Genomic DNA, 24105 nt, shown 5'->3' on the forward strand with positions numbered 1-24105 from the left:
CGCCGGCCGGCCGCCGGTTCCCAAGCGGCGGCACTCGCTAAGGAGGGATCGCATCCCAGATGGCAGAACCCCGCATCGTCGTGGTCGGGGGCGGGCTCGCGGGCCTCATGACCACCATCAAGATCGCTGAGGCCGGCCTGAACGTCGACCTCCTCTCGCTGGTTCCCGTCAAGCGTTCCCACTCCGTGTGCGCCCAGGGCGGCATCAACGGAGCGGTCAACACGAAGGGCGAGGGGGACTCCCCCTGGGAGCACTTCGACGACACGATCTACGGCGGCGACTTCCTCGCCGACCAGCCCCCCGTGAAGGGCATGTGTGAGGCGGCGCCCGCCATCATCTACCTCTTCGACCGCATGGGCGTGCCCTTCAACCGCACGCCGGAAGGCCTCATCGACTTCCGCCGGTTCGGCGGCACCAAGCACCACCGCACCGCGTTCGCCGGCGCCACCACGGGCCAGCAGCTCCTCTATGCGCTCGACGAGCAGGTCCGCCGCTGGGAGGTGGCGGGCAAGGTCACGAAGTACGAGGGCTGGGACTTCGTCGGCATCGTCCTGCACGAGGGCCGCACCGTGGGCGCCGTGGCGCAGAACCTCCACACGATGGAGTTCCGCGCGTTCCCGGCAGACGTGGTCGTGATGGCGACCGGCGGCATCGGCGCCATTTTCGGCAAGTCGACCAACTCCGTGATCAACACGGGTGCGGCCGCCGCAGCCGTCTACAAGCAGGGCGCCATCTACGCCAACGGCGAGTTCATCCAGGTCCACCCCACGGCCATCCCGGGCGAGGACAAGCTGCGGCTCATGTCCGAGTCGATCCGGGGCGAGGGCGGCCGGGTCTGGACCTACAAGGACGGGAAGCCCTGGTACTTCCTGGAGGAGTGGTATCCGGAGTACGGCAACCTGGTGCCGCGTGACATCGCGACCCGGGCCATCTTCAAGGTCGTCGTCGAGATGGGCCTCGGCGTCGACGGCAAGAACCAGGTCTACCTCGACATCTCCCACATCCCGCCCGAGGTCGCCCGCCGCAAGCTGGGCGGGGTTCTCGAGATCTACGAGAAGTTCATCGGCGACGACCCCACGAAGGTGCCGATGCGCATCTTCCCCGGCATGCACTACACGATGGGCGGGCTGTGGATCGACTACGACCACTGGACCAACATCCCGGGCCTCATGGCGGTGGGTGAGGCGGACTTCGCCTACCACGGCGCCAACCGCCTGGGCGCCAACTCGCTGCTGTCCTGCGTCTACGGCGGCATGGTGGCCGGGCCGAACGCGGTGAAGTACGTGAAGGGCCTGCCGCGCCTGGCCTCGGAGCTGCCGTCCTCGGTGTTCGAGCCCGAGGTCCGGCGCCACCAAGAGGCATACGAGTCCATCCTGCGCATGGACGGGCCGGAGAACCCGTACCGCCTGCACGAGGAACTGGGCAAGTGGATGACCGACAACGTGACGGTCGTGCGGTACAACGACCGCCTCGAGAAGACCCTGCAGAAGATCAAGGAACTCCAGGAGCGGTGGCACAGGATCGGGGTCCCGGACACGGGTGGCTACGCCAACCAGCCGGCCGTCTTCACCCGGTGGCTCTCCGGCATGCTCACGCTGGCGGAGGTCATCACCCTGGGGGCGCTCCTGCGCAACGAGAGCCGCGGGGCCCACTACAAGCCCGAGTTCCCCGACCGCGACGACGAGAACTGGCTCAAGACCACCATGGCCACGTGGACTCCGGACGGGCCCAAGATCACCTACAAGCCGGTGGACACTTCGCTCATCAAGCCCCGCCCGCGGCGCTACGACGTGGCCAAGACGGCGACCATGCAGGAAGCGCAAGCGAAGAAGGGGGCCTGAGGTCTTGGCGACGAACGGCAGCACGGTCCGGCTGAAGATAAAGCGGCAGGACGGGCCCGACAAGGAGTCGTACTGGGAGGAGTTCGAGGTTCCCTACTCGCCGGGGATGAACGTGATCTCCGCCCTCATGGAGATCCAGAAGAACCCCGTGAACGCCCGTGGCGAGAAGACCACCCCCGTGGTGTGGGAGAGCAACTGCCTCGAGGAAGTCTGCGGCGCCTGCACGATGGTCATCAACGGCAAGACCCGCCAGGCGTGCAGCGCTCTCATCGACAAGCTCCCCCAGCCCATCAGCCTGGAGCCCATGAGGGCGTTCCCCGTCAAGCGGGATCTCATGGTCGACCGCTCCCGCATGTTCGAGACCCTGAAGAAGATCCGCGCCTGGATCGACATCGACGGGACCTACGACCTGGGTCCCGGGCCGCGTTACAGCCCTGCCGAGCAGGAGTGGCGGTACGAGCTGTCCAAGTGCATGACCTGCGGCGTATGCCTGGACGTGTGCCCGAACTACGGTCCGCAGAGCGAGTTCATGGGGCCCTTCGCCTTCGGCCAGGTGGCGCTCTTCAACTCCCACCCGTCCGGCAAGCTCCACGCGGACGAGCGGCTGGCTGCCTTCATGGGGCCCGACGGCCTCACGGGTTGCGGCAACGCGCAGAACTGCGTCAAGGCGTGCCCGAAGGGGATCCCGCTCACCGAGGCCATCGCCGAGATCAACCGGCAGGCCACGCTGTTCAGCCTGCGCCGGTTCTTCCGCGGCCGGTGACCTCGTGCGAATCCCGTCCGAAACCCGGCGGCCCCCCTCAGGAACCCTGAGGGGGGCCGTCCGTCCGGCGAAGGGCCGCCGGGGGTCGCCGGCTGCCGTGGCGGGCCGGTTCTATCCCAACCGCATGAAAGAAGACAGGATATCGTCCGCCGCCTTGTCCCCCGTGCCGCCGGCGCGGATCTCGGCGGCCATGGTCTGGCCCAGCTGGCACCCCAGGAGCTTCAGGCCCACCCGTGCGATCGCCGCCTTCATCGCGGCGAGCTGCACGAGGATGCTGCCGGGGTCGGCCCCCTTCTGGAGCATGCGCTGGATGCCCCGGGCCTGCCCCTCGATGCGGCGAAGGCGGCGCTGGAGGTCTTCCAGCACCTCGGGCGCCAGCTCGCGGCTGCTGAGTCCTGCCACGGCCGTGGGTGGCCCTCCTCTCCGAAGTGGACCCTCCGGGCTATATACCCTACCCGGTATCTGAGGACAACATCGCGCCGAGTTCTCATTTTGTCAATAGCAGTGGGTATAATACCCAGAGGGGTACTTACGGCGCCGGGGTCGGAGCGCGACGATGGACGATGGCGGAGCATCCCTCACGACAACCCGACGGGAGGTTTGGCGCGGTGAAGCAGGCAACGGTCACGTGGGAAGGGGACATGTTGTTCAAGGCGACCACCGGCACCGGGCATGCGGTCCTGATGGACGCGGCGGAGAGCGCCGGCGGGAAGAACACGGCTGCCCGGCCGGCGGACCTGGTGCTCGTGGCGCTCGGCGGGTGCACGGGGATGGACGTGGTGTCCATCCTCCGAAAGATGCGGATCCCCTTCGACCGGTTCGAGGTCGCCCTGGAGAGCGACAACGCGGAGGAGCACCCGAAGGTGTTCAGGGCCATCCGCGTCGTGTACCGGCTCTGGGGCGAGGGTGTGCCCGTCGACCGGTACCTGCGCGCGATCGAGCTGTCCTGGACGCGTTACTGCAGCGTGAGCAACACCCTGAAGCACGCCGCCCATCTCACCTATCGGGCAGAGCTCAACGGCCAGGAAGTCGGCCGCGGCGAGCACCCCGCGCCGGCCCTGTCCGGAGAGCGCGCGTAAGCGGGCAGACTATGGGCAAGAAGGTGCGCCATCACGGGTGGGGGAGGATTCCCGGGTGCGACGCTTTCTTGCCCTCTTGCTTGTGAGCCTGACGCTGGCGGGGGGCTGCCTCTCGCGGGTCCTGCCGCGGCGGGGTCAGCCCCCGGCTGCCCCTCAGGCGCCGCCACCCTCGCCCGCCCCCGGGCCGCAGGCGACGGACGCCACGCCGGAGCTCGAGGGCGGTCCGGAAGACGGCGGCCGCCCCCACGAGGATCCCGCGAAACCCCCGCCCGGGGTGTTCCTGAGCGGGGACAAGCGGTACCGGCTCGCCGCACTGACCTTTGACGACGGGCCGGACCGGACGTTCACGCCCCGGATCCTCGACGTCCTGCGGGCGCAGCGGGTGCCCGCGACGTTCTTCCTGGTCGGCACCCGGGCCCGGGCGAACCCCGACGTGGTCCGGCGGATCGTCCGCGAGGGGCACGAGGTCGGCAGCCACAGCTACCAGCACGTGAACCTGGCCCGCGTCACGCCGGCCGCGGTCGACTGGCAGCTGCGCCAGGGCGACCGCGTGCTGCGGGGCATCTCGGGCCGGCCGGTCCGGGTGTTCCGCCCGCCGTACGGCGAGGTGACGCCGGACGTCACCCGCACCGCCCGGGCGCTGGGGTACAAGGTGGTGCTGTGGAACGTCGACTCGCTCGACTGGAAGCGCGGCACCACGGCCGAGATGGTGGTGGCGAACGTGGCACCCCGTGCCCGCCCGGGGGCGATCATCCTCCACCACTCCGCCGGCGGCAAGGGGGAGGACCTGACGAACACGGTGCAGGCCCTGCCTGTCATCGTCAGTTCGCTGCGGCGGCAGGGGTACCGCTTCGTCACCGTCTCGCAGATGCTCGCCACCGGCCGCCCGGTGCCGGGGCAGTGGTGAGGGGGGAGGACGTAGGAATCCGGTCCGCCCGCGTCAAATTCCCACTCCCACCGACCGCGGGGGGTGCGGGCCGTGCGACACGGGCGGACCGGGCCCGGGGAAGGCGGCTCCGGTCCCGGGCCGGCCCCGGAGCCGGGGGACCTGTGGCCCGGGGCGGGCGGCGACTGGGAGCTGTGGGCGGAAGACGACTTCGACACGCCGGAGGAGGTCGAGGCGGTCTTCCGGGCGCAGCGCCGCCTCAGCTTCCTGTACGGCACGCTTTTCTTCCTCGTCACGCTGACGCTGCCGGTCCTTCACTCCACGTGGGACTACTGGGTCAAGGCCACGGTGTGGGGAGGCTTCACCCTCGCCTACCTCGCCGTGACCCTGCTGTACCCGCTCTTCTACATCCTCCTCGCCGTCGCCTACACGATCCAGGCCAACCGGCTCGAGGAGGCGCTCCTGGGCCGTCCGGAGGGCGGCCGGGCCGGGGCGGGCGTCGGCGGGCGGGCGCGGGGGGATTGAGGTGTACCCCGGGGCTCTTGCCATCACCCTCGCGGTGATGGCCGCCACGGTGGCCATCTCCTGGTACGCGCGCCGTTACTCGGGCACCACGGTCGAGTTCTACCTGGCCGGGCGGACCGTGAACGTGTTCATGAACGCCTCCGCCATCTGCGGGGACTACTTCAGCGCGGCCTCCTTCCTCGGGGTGGCGGGGGCGGTCTACGCTTCCGGGATGGACGGGCTCTGGTTCGGCATCGGCTTCGCGGCCGGGTTTGTGCCGGTCCTCCTCTTCCTGGCCTCGCCGCTGCGCCGCTTCGGCGAGTACACCCTGCCCGACTTCCTCGCCGCCCGCTTCCGCTCGGACGCCGCCCGGCTGGCCGGGGTGGCCATGGTCCAGATCATCGCCCTCTTCTACCTGGCCCCGCAGATGGTGGGGGCGGGCACGGTCTGGGAGCTCCTGGTCGGCCGGGGGCTGCCCGGCCTGAGCCCGTACGCGACCGGAGTCATCGTCACGGCGCTGGTGATGATCGTCTACACGGCCGTGGGCGGGATGCGCGGCACCACGTGGAACCAGGCCCTGCAGTTCTGGATCATGGTCTGGGCCGTCGTGGTCCTGCTCGCCCTGGGGATCGTCACGGGATTCAGCTACAGCCGGGCCCTGGCCGACCTGTCCCTCGGGCCCCTGGTCAGCGCCGAGCGGTGGCGGGTCGCCGACCTGCTGCGCCCGGACCCGGCGACCGGCAAGACCCCCGCGGACCAGGCCCGCGAGGTGATGAGCGAGGCGTACTGGCGGGCACGCATCGAACCCCGGCTGGCCGACCCGGACGCCGAGGTCACCGTGCTGATGCCGCAGAAGAGCCGGGTGCGACCCGGCGAGCCGGCGGTCTTCAACCGCCCCGGCCACCTCTACGGCCCCCTCGACCAGATCTCCCTGGTCCTGACCCTGACGCTGGGCACGGCCGGTCTTCCGCACGTGATCATGCGCTACTACACGAACCCGAGCGGCCCGGTCGCCCGCTGGACCACCGTGTATGTGCTCGTTTTCACGAGTGGGTTCTACCTGCTGGCCAGCACGGTCGGGGTGATGGGACGGGCCCTGGCGCCGGCGCTCGCCGCCAAGGGGCGGGTGGGCCTGGCGATCCAGGTCGTGGACGGCGTGCTGGCCTACCCCGATCAGGTCATGCCGTTCCTGGCCCAGAGCCTGGGGGGCGACGTGGTGCTGGGCCACGTGGCGGCCGGGGCCTTCGCGGCGATGTTCTCCACCATCGGAGGGCTGCTCATGGCCTCCGCCGCCTCGTGGGGGCACGACCTCTACGAGCAGTACATCAAGCCGGACGCTCCGGAGTGGCTGCGGGTCGCCGTGGGCAAGGCGGCGCTCGTCGCCATGGCGCTGGTGGCGCTGGGGCTCGGCCTGGCGGTGCCCCGGTTCGAGCTCACCCGGGCCTTCCCTGCCGTCATCGCCCTCATGGTGACGTGGGCGTTCTCGGTTGCGGCCAGCGGTTTCGTCCCGGTGCTCGTGACGGCGATCTGGTGGCGCGGCACCACCCTGCGGGGCGCGCTCGCCGGGATGGCGGTGGGCGGAGGCGGGGCGGTGCTGTTCGTGGTCATGAACCTGCTCCGGATCCGCGGCGCGCTGCCGGACCATCCCCTGACGGCGCTGGGGAAGCACCTCACGTTCCCGACGCTGGTGACGGTCCCGCTGGCACTCCTCACCATCGTCCTGGTGTCGCTGTGGGACCGGCGCAGCGTCCCCGAGAACATCGACGAGGTCTGGATCCGGGTGCACGGCACGGCCCGCGAGCGGCAGGAGCGCCTCCTGGCCCGCGTGGGGCTGCGGGCGCGCACCGGCCGCCCCGGCGCGTGACCGCTATTCCTCCCGCAGCCCGAGGCGCCGGCGCACGAGCGGGGTCAGGCCCCGGCTCACGGGGATCTCGGTGCGCTCGGCGTCCGCCACCACCAGACCGATGCTCCCCTTGAAGTAGGGCACGACCTCCCGCACCTTCTCCAGGTTGACCAGGAAGCGCCGGTGCACCCGCAGGAAGCCGTAGGGGGCGAGACGCGCGTCCAGCTGGCGGAGGGTGAAGCGGCACGGCAGCCGCTCGCTGTGAAGCTTGACGTAGACCTGTTCCTCCTGGGCGTAGATGAAGGCGATCTCCGACGGGTGGACGAGGAGGGTCTTGCCCGCCTTCTCCACCGGGATCCGGGGGGGCGTCCGGGAGGCGGGCGCGTCGGACGGCGCGCGGGCACCGGGCTCTCGCCGGGGGCCAGCCGGGGCCGGCCCGCCCGCTTCCCGCGCCGGCAGGGCGCCCCGCGGGCCCGCGATGCGGTCCAGGAGCTCCCCCAGGCGCTCCTCGTCGAAGGGCTTGAGCAGATAGCCCACTGCCCCGACCTGGAAGGCTTCGAGCGCGTACTGGGGGTAAGCGGTGGTGAAGACAACACGGGGACCGCTCGGGCCCCGGGAAATGCGCCGGGCCAGGTCCATCCCGCTCATGCCCGGCATCTCGATGTCCAGGAACACGACGTCGTAGTTGAGGGCGGCGATGAGCTCGTACGCCTCCTCGGCGCTGGCGGCCTCGCCCACCACCTGCACGTCCGGGAACCGGGCCAGCTGGGCGCGCAGCTCGCGCCGGGCGGGGTACTCGTCGTCGACGATCAGGACACGCATCACGCGGGTTCACCTCCCTCGGCCGGGTGCCCGCCGCTCACCGCATGGGCACCCGCAGGTGCACCGTGGTGCCCCGGCCCGGGGCGCTCTCGATCTCGAGGCTGTACGCGTCCCCGTACAGGCGCCGCAGCCGTTCGTTGATGTTGCTGAGGCCCACCCCGCCTCCGGCGGCCCGGCCCGGGCGGTTGCGATCCCCCCCGGCGGGCCGCGTGCCCGGGCGGGGGCGCAGGAGCTCCGGGATCCGCTCCGGGGGCATCCCGACGCCGTCGTCCCGCACGGTGATCTGCACCCGCAGGAGCAGGAAGTCGAGGCGGGCCCGCACTTCCACGGTGCCGGGGGCCCCCTTCGGGGCGATCCCGTGACGCACCGCGTTCTCCACCAGGGGCTGCACGGAGAGAGCCGGAACCCCCACCTTCAGCACCTGCGGGTCGATGTCGTACACGACCCGCAACCGGTCACGGAAGCGCGCCTGCTCGATGAACAGGTAGTCGCGCACGTGCTGGTACTCCTCGGCGAACGGGATGATCTGGCCCTGGAGGTGCATCGTGATCCGGAAGAGGTCGGCCAGGCGGAGGAGGAGGCGGCGCGCCATCTCCGGGTCGTCCCGGCTGTAGCTGATGATCGTGTTGAGCGTGTTGAAGAAGAAGTGCGGGTTGATCTGGGCCCGCAGGGCGCTCAGCTCGGCCTCCGCGGCCAGACGGGCCTGCCGGTCCAGCTGGCCGAGCTCGATCTGCATGGAGAGCAGGCGGGCGAAGACCTCGGCCGAACGGGACACGTCGGCCACCACGCCGGGCCGGGACTCGGCGACCAGTGCCAGCGCGCCCACCACCTCCCGCTGGCACTGGAGCGGAACCGCCACCGCCGTGGCGGCGGGCCGGCCCTCGCGCGCCGGCAGGCGAGCCAGCCGGGTGCCGCCACGAGCCTGGGCGCGCGCCACGGCGCGCCGGACCCGCTCGAGGGCGTCGGGGTCCTCCAGACACCGGCCCGAGACGGCCAGGACCTCCTGGCGGCCGGCCACGAGCACGCCGTGGACGCTGTCGAGCTGGGCCAGGATCTCCGCGGTCTTCGCCGCCGTCTCCCGGTTCAGTCCCTGTCGCAGGAAGGGCAGGGTGTCCTGCACGATCCGGAGCGCGCCCTCTCTCTGTCCGGCCCCGCCGACCGCGATGCCGCCGACGGCGAAGTAGCCCACCACGGCTGCCAGCGCGAGGTTGAACAGGCCGAGGGTCAGGCCCAGCTGAACGGGGTCGATGCGGACCAGCGGGTACAGCACGACCCCTTCGACCAGCGTGATCAGCGCGGCGGCCGCACCGGCGATGCGCAGCACCTGCGGCCCCCCTTCGAGCCGAAAGGTGCACATCCTTCACAAATGCATCGATTTCGCCCACTCACGGAGCAAACCCTTCTGCTCGCCGCGCCGTTCACCCGGCGATTCCCGCCGTTCACCGGCCAGTTCACCCCTTCTGCCTGGCCGTTCACCCGGGCTCCGGCGCGGCCGTCCCGTTCAACCCCGTCCGAACACGTCTTACCCTGGCCTCGTGCCCCGTTCACCGGCGAACATTGGCCGGCCCCTCACGCCCCCCGTTACAATTGGTGACACCAGACACGGTGGAAATTTGCATCAAAGGGGGCAAAAGTGACAGGGGGAACAAGTGGTGGAACCGAACCCGTGGTGCAGTCATGGTACGCATGCGAGGTCAAGGAAAGGGAGGGGAAGGCTCGGTGACGGACAACGAGCGGGAGCGCCTCGAAGCGCATTTCCGCGAGAACGCGCGGACCGTGTTCTGGATCCTCGTGGTGTGGGCTCTGGTGTCCTACGGGGCGGCCATCATCGTGAAGTTCCTCAACCAGTTCAAGATCCTCACGGGGTTCCCCCTCGGGTACTACATGGGTTCCCAGGGCTCGCTCATCGTCTTCGTGCTCCTGATCTTCTACTACGCCTGGCGGATGGACCAGATCGACCGGAAGTACGGGGTTGAGGAATAGGGGGGCAGGGGCGTGCGCATCGACCGTCTCGGGCGCATCTGGGGGATGTACACGCTCGCCTTCGCGGGCGTCGTCCTCCTCGTGTGGGCGCTGGAGTCCGCCGGCATCCTGGGCTCCAGGGGGATCGGTTACATCTTCATGGGGCTCACGATCGCGATCTACGCCCTGATCGGCATCGTCTCGCGGACCAACAAGCTCGACGAGTACTACGTGGCCGGCCGGCAGATCCCCGGCATCTTCAACGGGATGGCCACGGGTTCCGACTGGATGTCGGCCGCCTCGTTCATCTCCATGGCCGGGCTCGTCTATGCCCTGGGGTACGAAGGGCTCGGCTACATCATGGGGTGGACGGGCGGCTACGTCCTGCTGGCGGTGTTCCTGGCACCCTACATTCGCAAGTTCGGCCACTACACGATCCCGGACTTCGTGGCGGCCCGGTACGGTGACGGCTTCCCGCGGGTGGTGGCCGTGCTGGCGGCGATCCTCGTGAGCTCGACGTACCTCATCGCCCAGGTCACCGGCGTCGGCGTGGTCATGAGCCGCTTCCTCGGGATCCCGTACAACATCGGCGTCTTCGTCGGCCTGCTGGGCGTGCTGGTGTGCTCGTTCCTCGGCGGCATGCGGGCGGTCACGTGGACGCAGGTGGCCCAGTACATCATCCTCATCATCGCCTACCTGGTACCCGTGATCGCCATCTCCACCAAGTTCACCGGCGTGCCGATCCCGCAACTCATGTACGGGAAGGCGCTGACCGCCATCACCGAGCTGGAGGCCAAGTACGGGATCACGAAGGCGTACGTCCAGCCCTTCAACGACTGGAGCCCGGTCATGTTCCTGGCCTTTACCCTGAGCCTGATGGCCGGCACGGCGGGGCTGCCGCACATCCTCGTCCGCTTCTACACGGTACCCTCGGTCCGGGAATCCCGCTACAGCGTGGGTTGGGCCCTGTTCTTCATCTTCCTGCTGTACTTCACGGCCCCCGCCTACGCCGCCTTCGCCCGCTGGGAGATCCTCCAGAACATCGTGGGCCAGCCCATCGCCAGCCTGCCGGCGTGGGCCGCCGCCTGGACGAAGACGGGCCTCCTGACGATCAAGGACGCCAACGGGGACGGGATCCTGCAGTTCGCCGAGCTGGGCATCAACAACGACATCATCGTCCTGGCCACGCCGGAGATCGCCGGCCTGCCGTACGTCGTGGCGGGCCTGGTAGCGGCCGGCGGCCTGGCGGCGGCGCTCTCGACGGCGGACGGGCTGCTCATGGTCGTCGCGACCGCCATCTCCCATGACATCTATTACAAGCTCATCAACCCGAAGGCCAGCGACAAGGCCCGCCTCTTCCTGTCCAAGGTCCTCCTCATCGTCGTGGCGATCATCGCCGCGTGGATCGCGACCTTCCGCCTGCAGTTCATCGCCAACATCGTGGCCTGGGCCTTCTCGCTGGCGGCCGCGTCCTTCTTCCCGATCCTGGTGCTCGGGATCTGGTGGAAGCGGGCGAACCGGTACGGTGCCATCACCGGGATGATCGTGGGCCTGCTCATCACCTTCGCCTACATCATCCTGAACCGGCACCCGGCCGTGAAGCTGGAGCTGTTCGGGATCAAGGACACGGCGGCCGGGATCTTCGGCATGCCCATCAACTTCCTGATCACGTACGTCGTCTCGCTGCTCACGCCGGCCCCCGACCCGAAGGTCCAGGACCTGGTCACCGAGGTTCGCTACCCGAAGCGGCTCCTCCGGACGGTCGAGGGTCCGGCGGACTGAACGATCACGCCGGCCGGGCGCGGGGCGGTGCAGGCGGTCCCGACCTGCCTGCACCGGCCCGCCGCCCGTTCGGTGGCCCGGGAGGTGAAAGGGGTGGAGCCGCCGGCGCCGGACGTGTTGGACCCGCGACCCTTCCGCCGGCGCGTGCAGGACCTCATGTCCCGTCCCGTACGCTCGTGCGGTCCGGACATCCCCGTCGCCGAGGCGGCCCGGCAGATGGCCGCCCTCGGCATCTCCTCGATGGTGGTCGTCGGGCCCGACGGGCAGCCTGTCGGGATCGTCACGGAACGGGACCTGGTGGTGAAGGTGCTGGCGGTGGGCGGTTCGCCGGCGCAGCCCGTGAGCCGGGTGATGACCCGGCCGGTGATCACCTGCCGGACCACCGACTTTCACGCGACGGCGCTCCTCACCATGCTGCGCCACGGCGTCAAGCACCTGCCGGTTCTGGACGAGGCCGGCCGGCTGGTGGGGATGGTCACCCTGGGCGACCTCTCCCGCCAGCGCGACCTGGGGGCTGCCGCCCTGGCGGACGCCATCGAGCGGGCCCGGGACGTGCAGGCCCTGGTGCGGGCCCGGGAGCGGGCAGACGACATCCTCCGGACGCTGGTGCGCGACCGGGCGGCGCCTGACGAGGTCCTGGCCGTGGCCACCGAGTTCAACGATCGCCTCACCCGCCGGGTGGTCGCGCTGGCGGAGGGCGCGCTGGGGCCGCCACCGGCGGCCTACGCGTTCCTCGTGATGGGCAGCGCCGGGAGGGGCGAGCAATACGTCCGCAGCGACCAGGACAACGCCCTCGTCTGGGCCGACCCGCCGCCGGGGCGGGAGGAGGAGGCCGAGCGCTACTTCGCCCTGCTCGGGGAGCGCGCCGTCACGCTGCTGGAGAAGTGCGGCTTCGCCCCGTGCCCCGGCGGGGTGATGGCGAGCCGCCCGGACTGGCGGCGCCCCATGTCCGCCTGGCTGGAGGAGGTCGCCCGGTGGGCCACCGCCCCGACGGGCGAGCGGATCCGGGCCGCGACCATCTTCTTCGACTTCCGCGCCGTGGCCGGCGACCGGCGGCTGGGCCAGGAACTCCGCCGGCGGGCGGTGGCGCTCGCCCGGGCGAGCGGCCTGCTGCTGCACCATCTGGCGGCGGACGACCTCCAGCACCGGGTGCCGATCGGGCCCTTCGGGATCCTCCTGCTCCGCGGGCCCCGGCGCGGGCTGCTGGACCTCAAGACCGACGCCGGGGTCCACCTGGTCGACGGGCTCCGGGTGCTGGCGCTGCGCCGTGGCAGCCTGGCCACCGGGACCCTCCAGCGGCTGCGGGATCTCCTCGCAGAGCAGGAGATCGACCCCGTCCTTGGAGAATCGCTAGAATCAGCGTTTGAAACCCTCATGCGATTGCGGATCCGGCGGGCTCTTCTGCCGGAGACGTGTCCGTCCCCGCCTCCCCTCTCCGGACACACCCGCCTCAGGCCCGAAGAGCTCTCCCCGCGGGAGGCGCGGGAGCTCCGCGAGGCGCTTGCGGCCATATCGAAGCTTCAGGACCACCTCGGTCTGGTCTTTCACGCCGGTTAGGTCTGCCGCCCCCGGAGGGGGCCGGTGCCGGATTACACGAACTGGAGGGGAGCTCATGAGCAGCCAGGAGAAGATCGCAGCGCTTCTTCAGGAGAACCGGCTGTTCCCGCCGCCGCCCGACTTCGCCGAGCGTGCCCACGTGAAGGACATGAGCCTGCACGAGTGGGCCAGGAAGGACCGCCTGGGCTTCTGGGCGGCGATGGCGGAGCGACTCCACTGGTTCAAGAAGTGGGATACGGTCCTCGAGTGGGAGCCGCCGTTCTACAAGTGGTTCGTGGGCGGTAAGCTCAACGCCTCGTACAACTGCATCGACCGGCACCTCACTTCCTGGCGCCGGAACAAGGCGGCCATCATCTGGGAGGGCGAACCGGGCGACGAGCGGGTGCTCACCTACCAGGACCTCCACCGCGAGGTCTCCAAGGCCGCCAACATGCTGAAGTCCCTCGGCGTCAGGCGGGGCGACCGGGTCACCATCTACCTGCCCATGATCCCCGAGCTGCCGATCGCCATGCTCGCCTGCGCGCGCATCGGCGCCATCCACTCGGTGGTCTTCGGCGGGTTCAGCGCCGAGTCGCTGGCGGGCCGGATCAACGACGCCCAGGCGAAGATCGTCATCACGGCCGACGGCGGCTGGCGGCGGGGCAACGTGGTGCCGCTCAAGCAGAACACCGACGAGGCGCTCAAGAGCTGCCCGTCGGTCGAGAAGGTCATCGTGGTGAAGCGCATCGGCCACGAGTCCCTCGTGCACCACAACTGGGTCGAGGGCCGTGACCTGTGGTGGCACACCCTCATGCGGAACCAGCCCGACACCTGCCCGGTGGAGGAGATGGACGCGGAGGACCCGCTCTACATCCTCTACACCTCCGGGTCGACGGGCAAGCCCAAGGGCGTGCTGCACACCACCGGCGGCTACCTCACCGGCGTGGCGGCGACCACGCACTACGTCTTCGACCTCAAGGACGAGGACGTGTACTGGTGCACCGCGGACATCGGCTGGGTGACCGGCCACAGCTACATCGTGTACGGTCCCCTGGCCGAGGGCGCGACGACGGTGATGTACGAGGGCACCCCGGACTACCCGGACCGGGGCCGCTTCTGGGACATCGTGCAGAAGTACCGGGTGAACATCCTCTACACCGCGCCCACGGCGATCCGGTCCTTCATGAAGTGGGGCGAGGAGTGGCCGGCCCGGTACGACCTCTCCAGCCTGCGGCTGATCGGCACCGTGGGCGAGCCCATCAACCCCGAGGCGTGGATCTGGTATCACCAGCACATCGGCCGGGGCAAGTGCCCGATCGTCGACACCTGGTGGCAGACGGAGACCGGCATGATCATGATCACGCCGCTGCCCGGCGTGACCCACACGAAGCCCGGCTCGGCGACGATCCCGTTCCCGGGCGTCTCCGCCGAGGTCGTCGACGGCGCCGGCAACCCCGTCGGGCCCGGCGAGGGCGGGTTCCTCGTCCTGACCGAGCCGGCCCCGGCCATGCTCAGGACCGTCTGGGGCGACCCCGACCGCTACGTCGCGCAGTACTACAGCCGGTTCGGGAAGAGCGTGTACTTCACCGGCGACGGGGCGAAGAAGGACGAGAACGGCTACTTCATCATCGTCGGGCGGGTCGACGACGTGATCAACGTCAGCGGCCACCGGATCGGCACGTGGGAAGTCGAGTCGGCCCTGGTCGACCACCCGGCGGTGGCGGAGGCGGCGGTCATCGGCCGCAACCACGACATCAAGGGCCAGGCGATCTCCGCCTTCGTGATCCTGAAGGAAGGCCACCAGCCGAGCGAGGCCATGGAGAAGGAGCTCAAGGAGCACGTGGTCCGGAAGATCGGCGCCCTGGCCCGGCCCGAGGAGATCCTCTTCACCGCCGATCTCCCCAAGACCCGGTCCGGCAAGATCATGCGCCGGCTCCTGCGCGACATCGCCGAGGGCCGGGCGCTCGGCGACACCACCACCCTCGCCGACCCGGCGGTGGTCCAGCAGCTGAAGGAGAAGTACGAGGCGACCGAGGGCGGCGGCGTGTGACGCCGCCCGGGCCGGCGGCAGGGCTGGGGCCCCGGACCGCCGGCCCCCGCCGGCCCGCGTGCGTCGCGCACTTCGCACCTGCCACGCAACCGCAGACGGGGAGGGAGACGGATGGAGGTCCTGAACCCGATCGTCCGGCGCTGGCGCGAGGACGCCGAGAGGGACTGGGAAGGGTTCTGGGGCCGGGCAGCGGAGCAGCTGCCGTGGTTCCGCAAGTGGGACCGGGTCTTCGAGTGGGACCCGCCCGGCTTCAAGTGGTACACGGGCGCGCAGACGAACCTGAGTTACAACTGCCTCGACCGCCACGTGGCGGCCGGGCGCGCCGGCCACGCGGCGCTCATCGGCATCACCGAGCGTGGCGAGCAGCGGGTGTTCACGTACGCGCAGCTCCTCAGCGGCACGAAGCGGGTCGCCGCCGCGCTCCGGGGCCTCGGGGTCCGGCGGGGCGACCGGGTGGCCATCTACATGCCCACCGGCCCCGAGGCCATCATGGCCATGCTGGCCTGCACCCGGATCGGCGCCATCCACATCGTGGTGTTCGCCGGCTTCGGCGCCAGCGCCCTGGCGGAGCGCATCCGCCTGGCGGGTGCGCGGGTGCTCCTGACCGCCGACGTGACCTATCGCAAGGGGAACGCCGTGCGCCTCTGGGGCATCGTGAAGGATGCCCTCTCGGCTCCCGACTCGCCGGTGGAGAAGGTCGTGGTGCTCCGCCGTACCGACACGCCAATCGACCTGCGGCCGGGCCGGGACATGACGTGGGACGAGTTCCTGGCCCAGGGCGAGGGCCAGCCGGCGGACCACGAGGTCATGGAGGCCAACGAGCCGGCCTTCATCCTGGCGACCTCGGGCACGACGGCCAAGCCGAAGCTCGCCGTCCACGTGCACGGCGGGTACCAGGTGGGCATCTACAGCACGGCGGCGTGGTGCTTCGGCATGAAGCCGGAGGACGTCTGGTGGTCGACCTCCGACATCGGCTGGATCGTGGGGCACAGCTACATCGTCTACGCCCCGCTGCTCTTCGGCACCACGACCATCGCCTACGAGGGCGCCCTCGACCACCCGGGGCCGGAGACCTTCTACCGCATCGTCCAGGAGCACCACGTGACCGGCATCTTCACCGCCCCCACGGCCGTCCGCATGCTCATGCGCTACGGGACGGCGGTATCCGAGAGGTTCGACCTCTCCTCGGTGGAGCGGGTGGTGTGCGCGGGCGAGGTGCTCAACGTACCGGCCTGGCAGTGGCTGCAGAAGGAGGTCTTCAGGGACCGGATCCCCGTGATCGACCACATGTGGCAGACCGAGACGGGCGGTCCGGTCTTCGGCAACCCGTACGGGCTGGCCATGCTGCCGATCAAGCCCGGGTCGGCCGGCATCCCCCTGCCGGGCTACTTCGCCGAGGTCCGCAGCATGGAGGGCGAGAAGCTTCCGCCCGGCGAGAAGGGCATCGTGGTCTTCACCCGGCCGTTCCCGAGCCTGACCCCGACCATCTGGGGCGATCCCGACCGCTACAACTGGGAGTACTGGCAGCGCATCCCCGGCGTGTACTTCACCGGCGACGCCGCCTACGTGGACGAGGACGGCTACTTCTGGTTCAGCGGCCGGGCCGACGAGGTGATCAAGATCGCCGGTCACCGCATCGGCACCATCGAGGTGGAGACCGCCCTCCTCACCCACCCCGCGGTGGCGGAAGCGGGTGTCACCGGTCGCCCGGACGAGCTGCGGGGCGAGGTGATCTCCGCCTTCGTCGTGCTGAAGGCGGGCTACTCGGCCAGCGAGGAGCTCCGGCGGGAGCTGTTCGACACGGTGCGCCGGGAGCTCGGCCCCGTGGCGGTGGTCGGTGAGATCCACTTCGTCAACGTCCTCCCCAAGACCCGGAGCGGGAAGATCATGCGGCGGGTGTTCAAGGCCGTCATCCTCGACCGCGACCCGGGCGACATCTCGACGATCGAGGACGAGGGTTCCGTCGAGGAGGCTCGCCAGGCCTGGCGGGAGATGCGGGCGCAGATCCGGGGCGCGGCGGACTGAGGCGGGACGCCACCGGCTGCAACGCCTTGCTGGGCCGTACCGCCCCGGACCGATGGGTCCGACCGGATCCCGGCCTGGTGCGACCCGGCGCCCCCGTCACGGCCGCAGGGGTGCCGGGGAGACATCCCCCGGCTCTCCCCGCGTGGCCTTCCGGACGTAGGCCTTGCTGACCTTGTCCAGGTACCCGACGACCGGGTCCTCCTTCCGCAGCTCGCGCAGCGGGAGGAGGCCCTTCAGTTTCTCCGCCAGCCGTTCGAAAGTGAGGTCTTCGGGGTGCACCACCACCAGGTGGACGCCGTATTGCCTGGCCAGGGCGTCCTTGACCAGGTCGCGCAGGCGCTGCTGGCGGGCCTCCCCGGGGTCGGGAAAGGCGCCGGTCGGCCCGTAGTGCTGGCGGCCGTTGAACTCCAGCGCCACGCCTGCCAGGTAGTAACGGTCGAGCTCCAGGCGCTCCCCCGTGAGCGGGTTCACCAGGAACCCTGGCCGGGCGTTGTCCTGGAACCGGTTGTCAGCGACCCGGACGTTCAGCAGTTCCTTCATCACGGCTTCGCCCTTGAAGGCTTCCCGTCCCAGCCGGAGCTTCACCCGTTCCAGTTCGGCCTCTCGGGCTGCCCGGTGGGGGTCGAGGAGTTCGTAGGTGGAGCCACTCGCCCCCGGGTTCCGGTGAACCTGCAACCAACCTGCCTGCTGCAGGCGTTCGAGCTGGCCGCGCAGGGTGTTGTCGCTGCCCAGGCCCGACCAGCGGAGCACCTCCAGCTGGCGCGCGGCACATTTCCGGGTCCCCGGCTCGCGGCGGGCGAGCAGGGCAGCGTACAGGCACTTCGCGCCCGGGGAGAGCGGAGGCAGCGTGATGAGGCTGGCCGGCACCGCCACCGTGAGCTCTGCAGACACCGGGCCGTGCGGCGTATGCAGCGCATACAGGGTGGGCCGGTGGCTGCGTGCCTTCTTGATGGAGAGCCATCCTTCCCGTTCCAGTCGGGCCAGGTGGCTTCGCACGGTGTTCGTGCTGCCGAACCCGGTGTGCACGAGGAGGTCGGGGAGGGAGAGCCGGCACTGCCAGACACCCGGACTGCAGTGGCGCAGGAGCACCATGTAAAGGTAGCGGGCTTCCGGTCGGAGGCGCCGGTCGCCCACGATACTCACCGGTACCCGCACGGTCCACCAGAGGGTGTGTTCCAGGGCGGCGCGCTCCAGGGCAGACCACCTCTGCTTGGCTGATGATCAGAGTCATAGATTGGATGAGCTGGCTCTACTTTCCTCCCAAACGCAGAACCTGACAGGTAAGTCGAGCCTTTGCCTGTCAAAGTTTGCGTTTTGGTCCGTCGTCTGCGCCGCTATTGTCGACATAACATCCACTTTCGGTAACATTGAACGCCGCGGCCCCCCCTGAACCGGCCTTCTTCCGTCCCCACACCGGTCACGGGACGCAAAACTTGAGAGGCGAGGCCACCCCTCGCCTGTCAGACTCTGCGTTTCGTTCCGCTGGGAGTGACGTCACTCCGCAAGGTGGAACACGCGCAGAGGTGCCCACCGCCGGTGCCATGCTGAAGGTGAGCCCGGCGTCCAGATCGGGGCTGGAACCCAGTGGCCGGCCTGGCCCACCGCAGCCGCGCGGCCCACAGCGGCCGCCTGGCCCCCCTGTCAGATGGCAGACCGGCTGTGCTATACTCAAGTTGCCATCTCGCGGGACAAGCCATCGCGGCTGCCGGGGGGCGGAGGCCCTGATCGAGGTCCGGGACGCCGGCGTGGTCTACGGCGCCGGCGGGGAGGCGCCGATCCAGGCGCTAAACCGTGTAAACATGACACTGAATCCGGGGGAGTTCGTCGCCCTGGTGGGGCCCAACGGCTCGGGGAAGTCCACCCTGGGCCTTCTCCTGTGCGGCCTTCTCCTGCCGACCTCCGGAGAGGTGCGGGTCGACGGGCACGCCACCACCGACCCCGCCGGCCGGGCCGCCGTGCGCCGGCTGACCGGCATCGTCTTCCAGAATCCGGATAACCAGCTGTTCGCCAGCACGGTGGAGGACGAGGTCGCCTTTGGCCCTGAGAACCTCGGCCTGCCACCGGAGGAAACCGTGGCCCGGGTGGAGGAGGCCCTCGGCCGGCTGGGCCTGCGGGAGCTGCGGCACGCGCCGCCCCACCGGCTGGCGGCGGGCCAGAAGCAGCGGGTTGCGCTGGCGGCGGCGCTGGCGCTGCGCCCGCGCTACCTCGTCCTGGACGAGCCCACGGCGCTCCTGGACCCTGCTGGCCGGGAGGAGGTCCGGGCGGCGATCGCCGGGCTGCGCGGGGAGGGCATCGGCCTGGTGCTGGTCACCCACGCCATGGAGGAAGCCGTGCTGGCCGACCGGGTCGTGGTGCTGGCCGGGGGCCAGGTCGCTCTCGAGGGGTCGCCCCGGGAGGTCTTCGCCCGGACGGCGGAGCTGCGCGGCGTCCGCCTCGAGCCGCCGCTGGCGGCCCGCCTGGCGGACGCCTTGCGGGCGCGCGGCGTGTCCGTCCCCTCCGGAGTGCTGGACCTGAAGGAGCTGACCGCGCACCTATGCCGATCCAGGTAGAGGGCCTGCGGCACACGCTGGCACCCGGCACGCCCTTCGCCCGGCCCGTGCTCCGCGGCGTCGACCTGGAGGTGCGGGACGGGGAGATCCTGGGGGTGACGGGGCCGGGCCAGGCCGGCAAGTCCACCCTGGCGCAGTTCCTGAACGCGCTCCTCGTGCCCCGTCCCGGCGAGGGCCGGGTGGTGGTGGGCGGCGTCGACACCCGTGCCGGGCGGGATCTCCGGATCCGGGTGCGCCGGCAGGTCGGGCTCGTGTTCCAGGCGCCCGAGGACCAGGTCTTCGAGCGGACGGCGCTGGAGGACGTGGCCCTGGGTCCCCGGGCTCAGGGCGTTCCGCCGGAGGAGGCGCTGCGGCGCGCCCGGGTCGCCCTCGACCGGGCAGGGCTCCCGTGGCAGACCTTCGGGCACCGGGCGCCGCACACCCTGAGCGGCGGGGAGAAGCGGCGGCTGGCGGTCGCCGGGGTGCTGGCCATGGAGCCCGCCGTCCTGGTGCTGGACGAGCCCACGGTCGGGCTCGACCCCGCCGGACGGGAGGAGCTTGCCGGGATGGTCCGCTCCCTCCGGGACGGGGCCGGCGTGAGCGTCGTGCTGATCTCGAGCGACCTCGAGCTGATCGCGGCCCTGGCGGACCGGGTCGCCGTGCTGGCGGGCGGCCGGGTGGCGCTGTGCGGCACGCCGCGGGAGGTGTTCGGCCGGCCCGACCATCTCCGGGAGCTGGGCCTCACGCCGCTGGGGGTCACGACGTTCCTGGAAGGGCTCCGGAACTGCGGCCTGCCGGTCCGGCTCGACTGCCTCACCGAGGCCGAGGCCGCCGAGGAGGTGGCGCGCGTCCTCGCCCGGCTCCGTGCGGACACCCGGGTCGGGACCGGCGTGGCCGGAGAGGACGGGGCCGGCGAGGGCGGAATCGGGGGCGGACCGGCATGACGGCACCGGTCTTCGGCGCTTACGTGCCGGCGTCCTCGCCCGTGCACCGGCTCGACCCGCGGAGCAAGCTGCTGGCGGCAGCGATTCTCATCGCCGTGGCCCTGGTCGTGCGCTCGTGGTACGGGCTGGGCCTCCTGGCGCTCGCCACCGCCGCGGCCGCCGCCGTGGGCCGGCTTCCCCCCGGCTACCTGCTGCGGGGTCTGCGGCCGGTCCTCGTCTTCGCAGCCTTCACGTTCGCCTTCCAGCTCGTGTTAACGACCGGCGGGGCCGAACTGGCCCGCCTGGGGCCGGTGCGGGTCACGGGAGACGGGGTCGCGGAGGGGCTGCGCATGACCCTGCGCCTGCTCCTGGTGGTGGTGACGGTCTTGCTGGTCACCCTCACCACCCGGGCGGACGAGCTCGCCGAGGGGGTGGAGCGCCTCCTGGCTCCCCTCCGGCTCGTCGGGGCCAACCCGTACGAGGTGGCCATCGTCACCACCGGCGCCCTGCGCTTCGTGCCCACCCTGCTCGAGCAGGCGGAGAAGGTCCGCCGGGCCCAGATGGCCCGGGGGGTGGACTTCGAGACGGGGACGCTCGTCGCCCGCGTGCGGCGTCTCTTCCCCCTTCTGGTGCCCCTCGTGATCTCGAGCCTGCGGCGCGCGGAGGAGCTGGGCCTGGCCATGGAAGCCCGGGGGTACCGCGGCGGCGCCGGGAGGGTCCCGCGCCGGCGAAGCCGCATGGGACCCGCCGACCTCGTGGCCCTGGCCGCGACGCTCCTCGCCGCCGCCCTTGCCCTCCTGGCGGGGCCCTGACCCCGCCGGACCGCCGTTTCCCCCGGCCCGGTCACGGCCCGGCAGCCGCGGACATTCGATTGCTGAAAGGAGCCGATCCCATGAAACCTCGGGACGTGGGTCTGGCCATCCTCCTGACGGCCCTGGCCCTGGTGATTCCCCTGGCCTTCACGTTCCTGCGGGTCGTGATCCCGCCCTTCACGGCCACCCTGGCCTCCCACGTGCCGAGCATGCTGGCCGTGTTCATCAGCCCGGCGGTGGCCGTGCTCGTGGGGGTCGGGTCGACCCTCGGCTTCCTCGTGGCCACCGGACCCGTGGTCGCCGCCCGGGCCGCCACCCACATCGTCTGGGGGTACATGAGCGCGGTCCTCTACCGCCGCGGCTGGCCCGCCTGGGCGGCCCTCCTCGCGGCGGTGGTTCCGCACGCGCTGGGCGAGGCGCTCGTCGTGGTCCCGTTCGGATACGACCTGTACCGCGCGGGCGTGGTCGTGGGAGTGGGGACCCTGCTCCACCACCTCGTCGACATGGGGATCACGCTCGCGGTCGTGGCCCTGCTGCGGCAGGCGCGGATCCCGCTCACGGACGGCCGCCCGTAGGCGGGCCCTACCGGGCCGGGTCCGCCGGGCCCGATCGCCGCAGGCGCAGCACCGCCTCCCGGAGGGCGTAGATGGTCTCCCCGGGTACCCACGCCCCCGAGGGGTCGTGCCTGGGCAGGCCGTGCTCCTGGCACCAGGCGGCCAGCGCACCCCGGGTGTTGTACGTGAGCTCGCCGCTCACCGCCCCGTCGAAGACGCCGACCTCGCGCAGGAGCGACTGCAGCACCTGGATCTTCTCGGGGCTGTCGAGGAGCCAGCGCTCCGGCGGGGTCGGCGTCAGGAAGGTCTGGCGGCTCAGCTCGAGGAGGCGGCGCAGTTCGGCGATCGGCTGGGGGTGGTCGTCGACCCGGAGGTCGACGAGCCGGTCGCCGCCCAGGTAGCCGCCGTTCTCGCGCACCACCAGGAGGGCCGCCGCCTGCATCCCGCGGCTGTCGCCGCCGGCCGCCTGACCTGCCTCCAGGGCGGCCAGCAGGCGGTCGGCGAGGTGGCCGCCTGCCGACTCGAACGCGCGGGCCATCGCCGGCACGACGTCCGGTCCGGCGAGGATGTTGCCCTGGCAGGCGTAGCTGTCGCCGACGTGGTGTCCCGCCCAGGGCAGGCACCCGGGCCCTGTCCAGGCGGCGGCCGTGCCCCGGGCGTCGACGATTGCCACCTGCCGGTGGTCCCGCTCGGGGTCGGCCTGGATGAGCCGGTTCAGGACCTCGGCGGCGGCAAGCCCCTGGGCGAGGAGACCGAGCCCCTCCGGGCCGAAGCGGACGTTCGCCCGGGCCTGGGTGGCGACGGCTCCCACCCCGGCGCGGGCCCAGGGCACGACGGCGCCGACGGCGAGGAACCGGGACTGGACCGCGACACCGAGCTCGCCGGTCGCCGGGTCGCGGGCGACGATCGAGAAGGTTCCGATCAAGGGCTGAGGCCTTGACAACACCTGGCCCTCCGTTCCGGACATGCTCGCCACAAGATTCGAGGCCGGCCGGCACTTTCCCTCTGCAGACGGCGTTTCCCCGTGGTGCTACAATGAAGGGCCCGAGGGGGGTGAGTGCGTGCTGCCCGCGGAGCTGGTCATCGGGCGGCTGCGGATCGAGCCGCCGATCGCCCTGGCGCCCATGGCGGGGGTGACGTCCTGGCCGTTCCGGCTGCTGTGCAAGGAGCAGGGTTGCGGCGTGGTGGTGACCGAGTTCGTCAACGACAACGCCATCCTCCACGGCAACCCCCGCACCCTGGAGATGCTGACCCTTGTGGACGAGGAGCGGCCAGCCGGGGTCCAGATCTTCGGCCACGACCCGGAGACCATGGCCCGGGCCGCCGTGCGGGCCGCCGAGTACGCCCGTCCGGACTTCATCGACATCAACATGGGCTGCCCGGCCCCCAAGATCACCCGCGGACGCGGCGGATCCTCCCTCCTGCGGGAGCCGGACACGGCCGAGGCCATCGTCCGGGCCGTCGTGCGGGCGGTCTCGCCTCTCCCCGTCACCGTGAAGATGCGGATCGGCTGGGACCGTCAGAGCATCGTCGCGGTCGACCTCGCCCGGCGCCTGGAGGACGCCGGTGCGGCGGCCATCACGGTGCACGGTCGCACCCGGGAGCAGCAGTACAGCGGCCGGGCCGACTGGGACGTGATCGCCGCCGTCGCCCGGTCGGTGCGGATCCCGGTCATCGGCAACGGCGACATCTCGACGCCCCAGGAGGCGGCGGCCCGCCTTCGCGACGCCGGCGTGGCCGGCGTGGCGATCGGCCGCGGGGCGCTCGGCAATCCCTGGATCTTCCGCCGCACGGCCCATTACCTGCGCACCGGCGAGCTCCTGCCCGAGCCGACCCCGGAGGAGCGGATCCGCATGGCCCTCCGGCACCTCGAGCTCATGGTGGCGTACAAGGGCGAGTACCTGGGGGTGCGGGAGATGCGCAAGCACGGCGCCTGGTACCTGCATGGCCTGCCCGGCGCCGCCGCGGCCCGGGCGGCCGTCGTGCGGGCGGAGACGGCGGGGGAGATGCGGGCCGTGCTGCTGGGCGTGCTGGAACGCGCCCCGGCAGGGGCGCCGGCCGGCGCGATGCCGCCGGCCGGCGAGCCGGTTGGCCGTCACGGACTCCCTGCGGCCGGGTGCCGGATCGGCTAGCCTGCACGGGCCCGCGCACCCCACATGATACCTGAGCCGGGATGTGTCACAGCCCGGCTTGAT

The 24105-nt window shown here is 71.1% G+C and carries 21 protein-coding genes; 16 read left to right on the forward strand and 5 right to left on the reverse strand.

The window, feature by feature from the left end; translation table 11 throughout:
- Nucleotides 1–59: 59 nt before the first annotated feature.
- Nucleotides 60–1841 (forward strand): succinate dehydrogenase flavoprotein subunit, encoded by a 1782-nt coding sequence (gene sdhA, locus caldi_RS15645; protein WP_264842679.1) that lies wholly within the window; start codon nucleotides 60–62, stop codon nucleotides 1839–1841.
- Nucleotides 1842–1845: 4 nt separating this feature from the next.
- Nucleotides 1846–2604: a succinate dehydrogenase iron-sulfur subunit gene (gene sdhB, locus caldi_RS15650; protein WP_264842680.1), complete on the forward strand. Its 759-nt coding sequence runs from the start codon at nucleotides 1846–1848 to the stop codon at nucleotides 2602–2604.
- Nucleotides 2605–2715: 111 nt separating this feature from the next.
- Here the strand turns inward: sdhB and caldi_RS15655 are convergent, their stop codons facing one another.
- Complete coding sequence (locus caldi_RS15655; RefSeq protein WP_264842681.1) at nucleotides 2716–3006, reverse strand: metal-sensitive transcriptional regulator; 291 nt, start codon at nucleotides 3004–3006, stop codon at nucleotides 2716–2718.
- A gap of 206 nt (nucleotides 3007–3212) precedes the next feature.
- On the opposite strand from caldi_RS15655, the gene caldi_RS15660 reads away from it, so the two are divergent.
- The 4 genes from caldi_RS15660 (at nucleotide 3213) to caldi_RS15675 (ending at nucleotide 6937) form a co-directional block, all read left to right on the forward strand.
- Complete coding sequence (locus caldi_RS15660) at nucleotides 3213–3683, forward strand: OsmC family protein (RefSeq protein WP_264842682.1); 471 nt, start codon at nucleotides 3213–3215, stop codon at nucleotides 3681–3683.
- A 55-nt stretch (nucleotides 3684–3738) separates the two neighbouring features.
- A complete protein-coding gene (locus caldi_RS15665; RefSeq protein ID WP_264842683.1) occupies nucleotides 3739–4590 on the forward strand; it encodes a polysaccharide deacetylase family protein in 852 nt (283 codons plus the stop codon).
- Nucleotides 4591–4662: 72 nt separating this feature from the next.
- Nucleotides 4663–5094, forward strand: a complete 432-nt coding sequence (locus tag caldi_RS15670; protein ID WP_264842684.1) for a hypothetical protein — start codon at nucleotides 4663–4665, stop codon at nucleotides 5092–5094.
- 1 nt (nucleotide 5095) lies between these two features.
- Nucleotides 5096–6937: a solute symporter family protein gene (locus tag caldi_RS15675; RefSeq protein ID WP_264842685.1), complete on the forward strand. Its 1842-nt coding sequence runs from the start codon at nucleotides 5096–5098 to the stop codon at nucleotides 6935–6937.
- Between the two features lie 3 nt (nucleotides 6938–6940).
- Here caldi_RS15675 and caldi_RS15680 read toward each other — a convergent pair whose 3' ends face one another.
- Together caldi_RS15680 and caldi_RS15685 are read right to left on the reverse strand one after the other, a co-directional pair.
- The gene (locus tag caldi_RS15680; protein WP_264844830.1) at nucleotides 6941–7738 is read right to left on the reverse strand and encodes a LytR/AlgR family response regulator transcription factor; all 798 of its coding nucleotides are present in this window, start codon (nucleotides 7736–7738) and stop codon (nucleotides 6941–6943) included.
- A gap of 37 nt (nucleotides 7739–7775) precedes the next feature.
- Nucleotides 7776–9062, reverse strand: a complete 1287-nt coding sequence (locus caldi_RS15685; protein ID WP_264842686.1) for a sensor histidine kinase — start codon at nucleotides 9060–9062, stop codon at nucleotides 7776–7778.
- A gap of 395 nt (nucleotides 9063–9457) precedes the next feature.
- On the opposite strand from caldi_RS15685, the gene caldi_RS15690 reads away from it, so the two are divergent.
- The 5 genes from caldi_RS15690 to caldi_RS15710 all read left to right on the forward strand — a co-directional run bounded on the left by caldi_RS15690 (nucleotide 9458) and on the right by caldi_RS15710 (nucleotide 17093).
- Nucleotides 9458–9721 (forward strand): DUF4212 domain-containing protein, encoded by a 264-nt coding sequence (locus caldi_RS15690; protein WP_264842687.1) that lies wholly within the window; start codon nucleotides 9458–9460, stop codon nucleotides 9719–9721.
- A gap of 12 nt (nucleotides 9722–9733) precedes the next feature.
- Nucleotides 9734–11482 carry a sodium:solute symporter family protein gene (locus caldi_RS15695; RefSeq protein WP_264842688.1) on the forward strand — a complete coding sequence of 583 codons (1749 nt, stop codon included), beginning with the start codon at nucleotides 9734–9736 and terminating at the stop codon, nucleotides 11480–11482.
- Nucleotides 11483–11575: 93 nt separating this feature from the next.
- The gene (locus tag caldi_RS15700) at nucleotides 11576–13039 is read left to right on the forward strand and encodes a DUF294 nucleotidyltransferase-like domain-containing protein (protein ID WP_264842689.1); all 1464 of its coding nucleotides are present in this window, start codon (nucleotides 11576–11578) and stop codon (nucleotides 13037–13039) included.
- Nucleotides 13040–13094: 55 nt separating this feature from the next.
- Nucleotides 13095–15068 (forward strand): acetate--CoA ligase, encoded by a 1974-nt coding sequence (gene acs, locus caldi_RS15705; protein ID WP_264842690.1) that lies wholly within the window; start codon nucleotides 13095–13097, stop codon nucleotides 15066–15068.
- Nucleotides 15069–15179: 111 nt separating this feature from the next.
- A complete protein-coding gene (locus caldi_RS15710) occupies nucleotides 15180–17093 on the forward strand; it encodes an acetate--CoA ligase (protein WP_264842691.1) in 1914 nt (637 codons plus the stop codon).
- 96 nt (nucleotides 17094–17189) lie between these two features.
- Here the strand turns inward: caldi_RS15710 and caldi_RS15715 are convergent, their stop codons facing one another.
- Nucleotides 17190–18248 (reverse strand): helix-turn-helix domain-containing protein, encoded by a 1059-nt coding sequence (locus caldi_RS15715; protein ID WP_264842692.1) that lies wholly within the window; start codon nucleotides 18246–18248, stop codon nucleotides 17190–17192.
- A 518-nt stretch (nucleotides 18249–18766) separates the two neighbouring features.
- On the opposite strand from caldi_RS15715, the gene caldi_RS15720 reads away from it, so the two are divergent.
- The 4 genes from caldi_RS15720 (at nucleotide 18767) to caldi_RS15735 (ending at nucleotide 21931) form a co-directional block, all read left to right on the forward strand.
- Nucleotides 18767–19642 (forward strand): ATP-binding cassette domain-containing protein, encoded by an 876-nt coding sequence (locus caldi_RS15720; protein ID WP_264842693.1) that lies wholly within the window; start codon nucleotides 18767–18769, stop codon nucleotides 19640–19642.
- Nucleotides 19627–20565, forward strand: coding sequence for an ATP-binding cassette domain-containing protein (locus caldi_RS15725; RefSeq protein ID WP_264842694.1), 939 nt, complete (start codon nucleotides 19627–19629; stop codon nucleotides 20563–20565). The genes caldi_RS15720 and caldi_RS15725 overlap by 16 nt, the downstream gene beginning before the upstream one ends.
- Nucleotides 20562–21356, forward strand: coding sequence for an energy-coupling factor transporter transmembrane component T family protein (locus tag caldi_RS15730; RefSeq protein ID WP_264842695.1), 795 nt, complete (start codon nucleotides 20562–20564; stop codon nucleotides 21354–21356). Before caldi_RS15725 ends, caldi_RS15730 begins: the two co-directional genes overlap by 4 nt.
- An 80-nt stretch (nucleotides 21357–21436) precedes the next feature.
- A complete protein-coding gene (locus tag caldi_RS15735; protein WP_264842696.1) occupies nucleotides 21437–21931 on the forward strand; it encodes an ECF transporter S component in 495 nt (164 codons plus the stop codon).
- Nucleotides 21932–21938: 7 nt separating this feature from the next.
- On the opposite strand, the gene caldi_RS15740 is transcribed toward caldi_RS15735, so the two are convergent.
- On the reverse strand, nucleotides 21939–22853 hold the full coding sequence (locus tag caldi_RS15740) for a DUF1028 domain-containing protein (RefSeq protein WP_264842697.1): 915 nt from the start codon (nucleotides 22851–22853) through the stop codon (nucleotides 21939–21941).
- A 118-nt stretch (nucleotides 22854–22971) separates the two neighbouring features.
- Here caldi_RS15740 and dusB point away from each other — a divergent pair, with 118 nt between their 5' ends.
- Nucleotides 22972–24042, forward strand: coding sequence for a tRNA dihydrouridine synthase DusB (dusB, locus tag caldi_RS15745; RefSeq protein WP_319951773.1), 1071 nt, complete (start codon nucleotides 22972–22974; stop codon nucleotides 24040–24042).
- Nucleotides 24043–24105: the final 63 nt, after the last annotated feature.

The organism is Caldinitratiruptor microaerophilus, from assembly GCF_025999835.1.
Taxonomy (GTDB): domain Bacteria; phylum Bacillota; class Sulfobacillia; order Symbiobacteriales; family ZC4RG38; genus Caldinitratiruptor; species Caldinitratiruptor microaerophilus.

Bases quoted from the DNA above. Each gene is read 5' to 3' on its own strand.
- caldi_RS15680 (WP_264844830.1), bottom strand. From the start codon at position 7,738: ATGCGTGTCCTGATCGTCGACGACGAGTACCCCGCCCGGCGCGAGCTG.
- caldi_RS15725 (WP_264842694.1), top strand. From the start codon at position 19,627: ATGCCGATCCAGGTAGAGGGCCTGCGGCACACGCTGGCACCCGGCACG.
- sdhA (WP_264842679.1), top strand. From the start codon at position 60: ATGGCAGAACCCCGCATCGTCGTGGTCGGGGGCGGGCTCGCGGGCCTC.
- acs (WP_264842690.1), top strand. From the start codon at position 13,095: ATGAGCAGCCAGGAGAAGATCGCAGCGCTTCTTCAGGAGAACCGGCTG.
- caldi_RS15710 (WP_264842691.1), top strand. From the start codon at position 15,180: ATGGAGGTCCTGAACCCGATCGTCCGGCGCTGGCGCGAGGACGCCGAG.
- caldi_RS15735 (WP_264842696.1), top strand. From the start codon at position 21,437: ATGAAACCTCGGGACGTGGGTCTGGCCATCCTCCTGACGGCCCTGGCC.
- caldi_RS15730 (WP_264842695.1), top strand. From the start codon at position 20,562: ATGACGGCACCGGTCTTCGGCGCTTACGTGCCGGCGTCCTCGCCCGTG.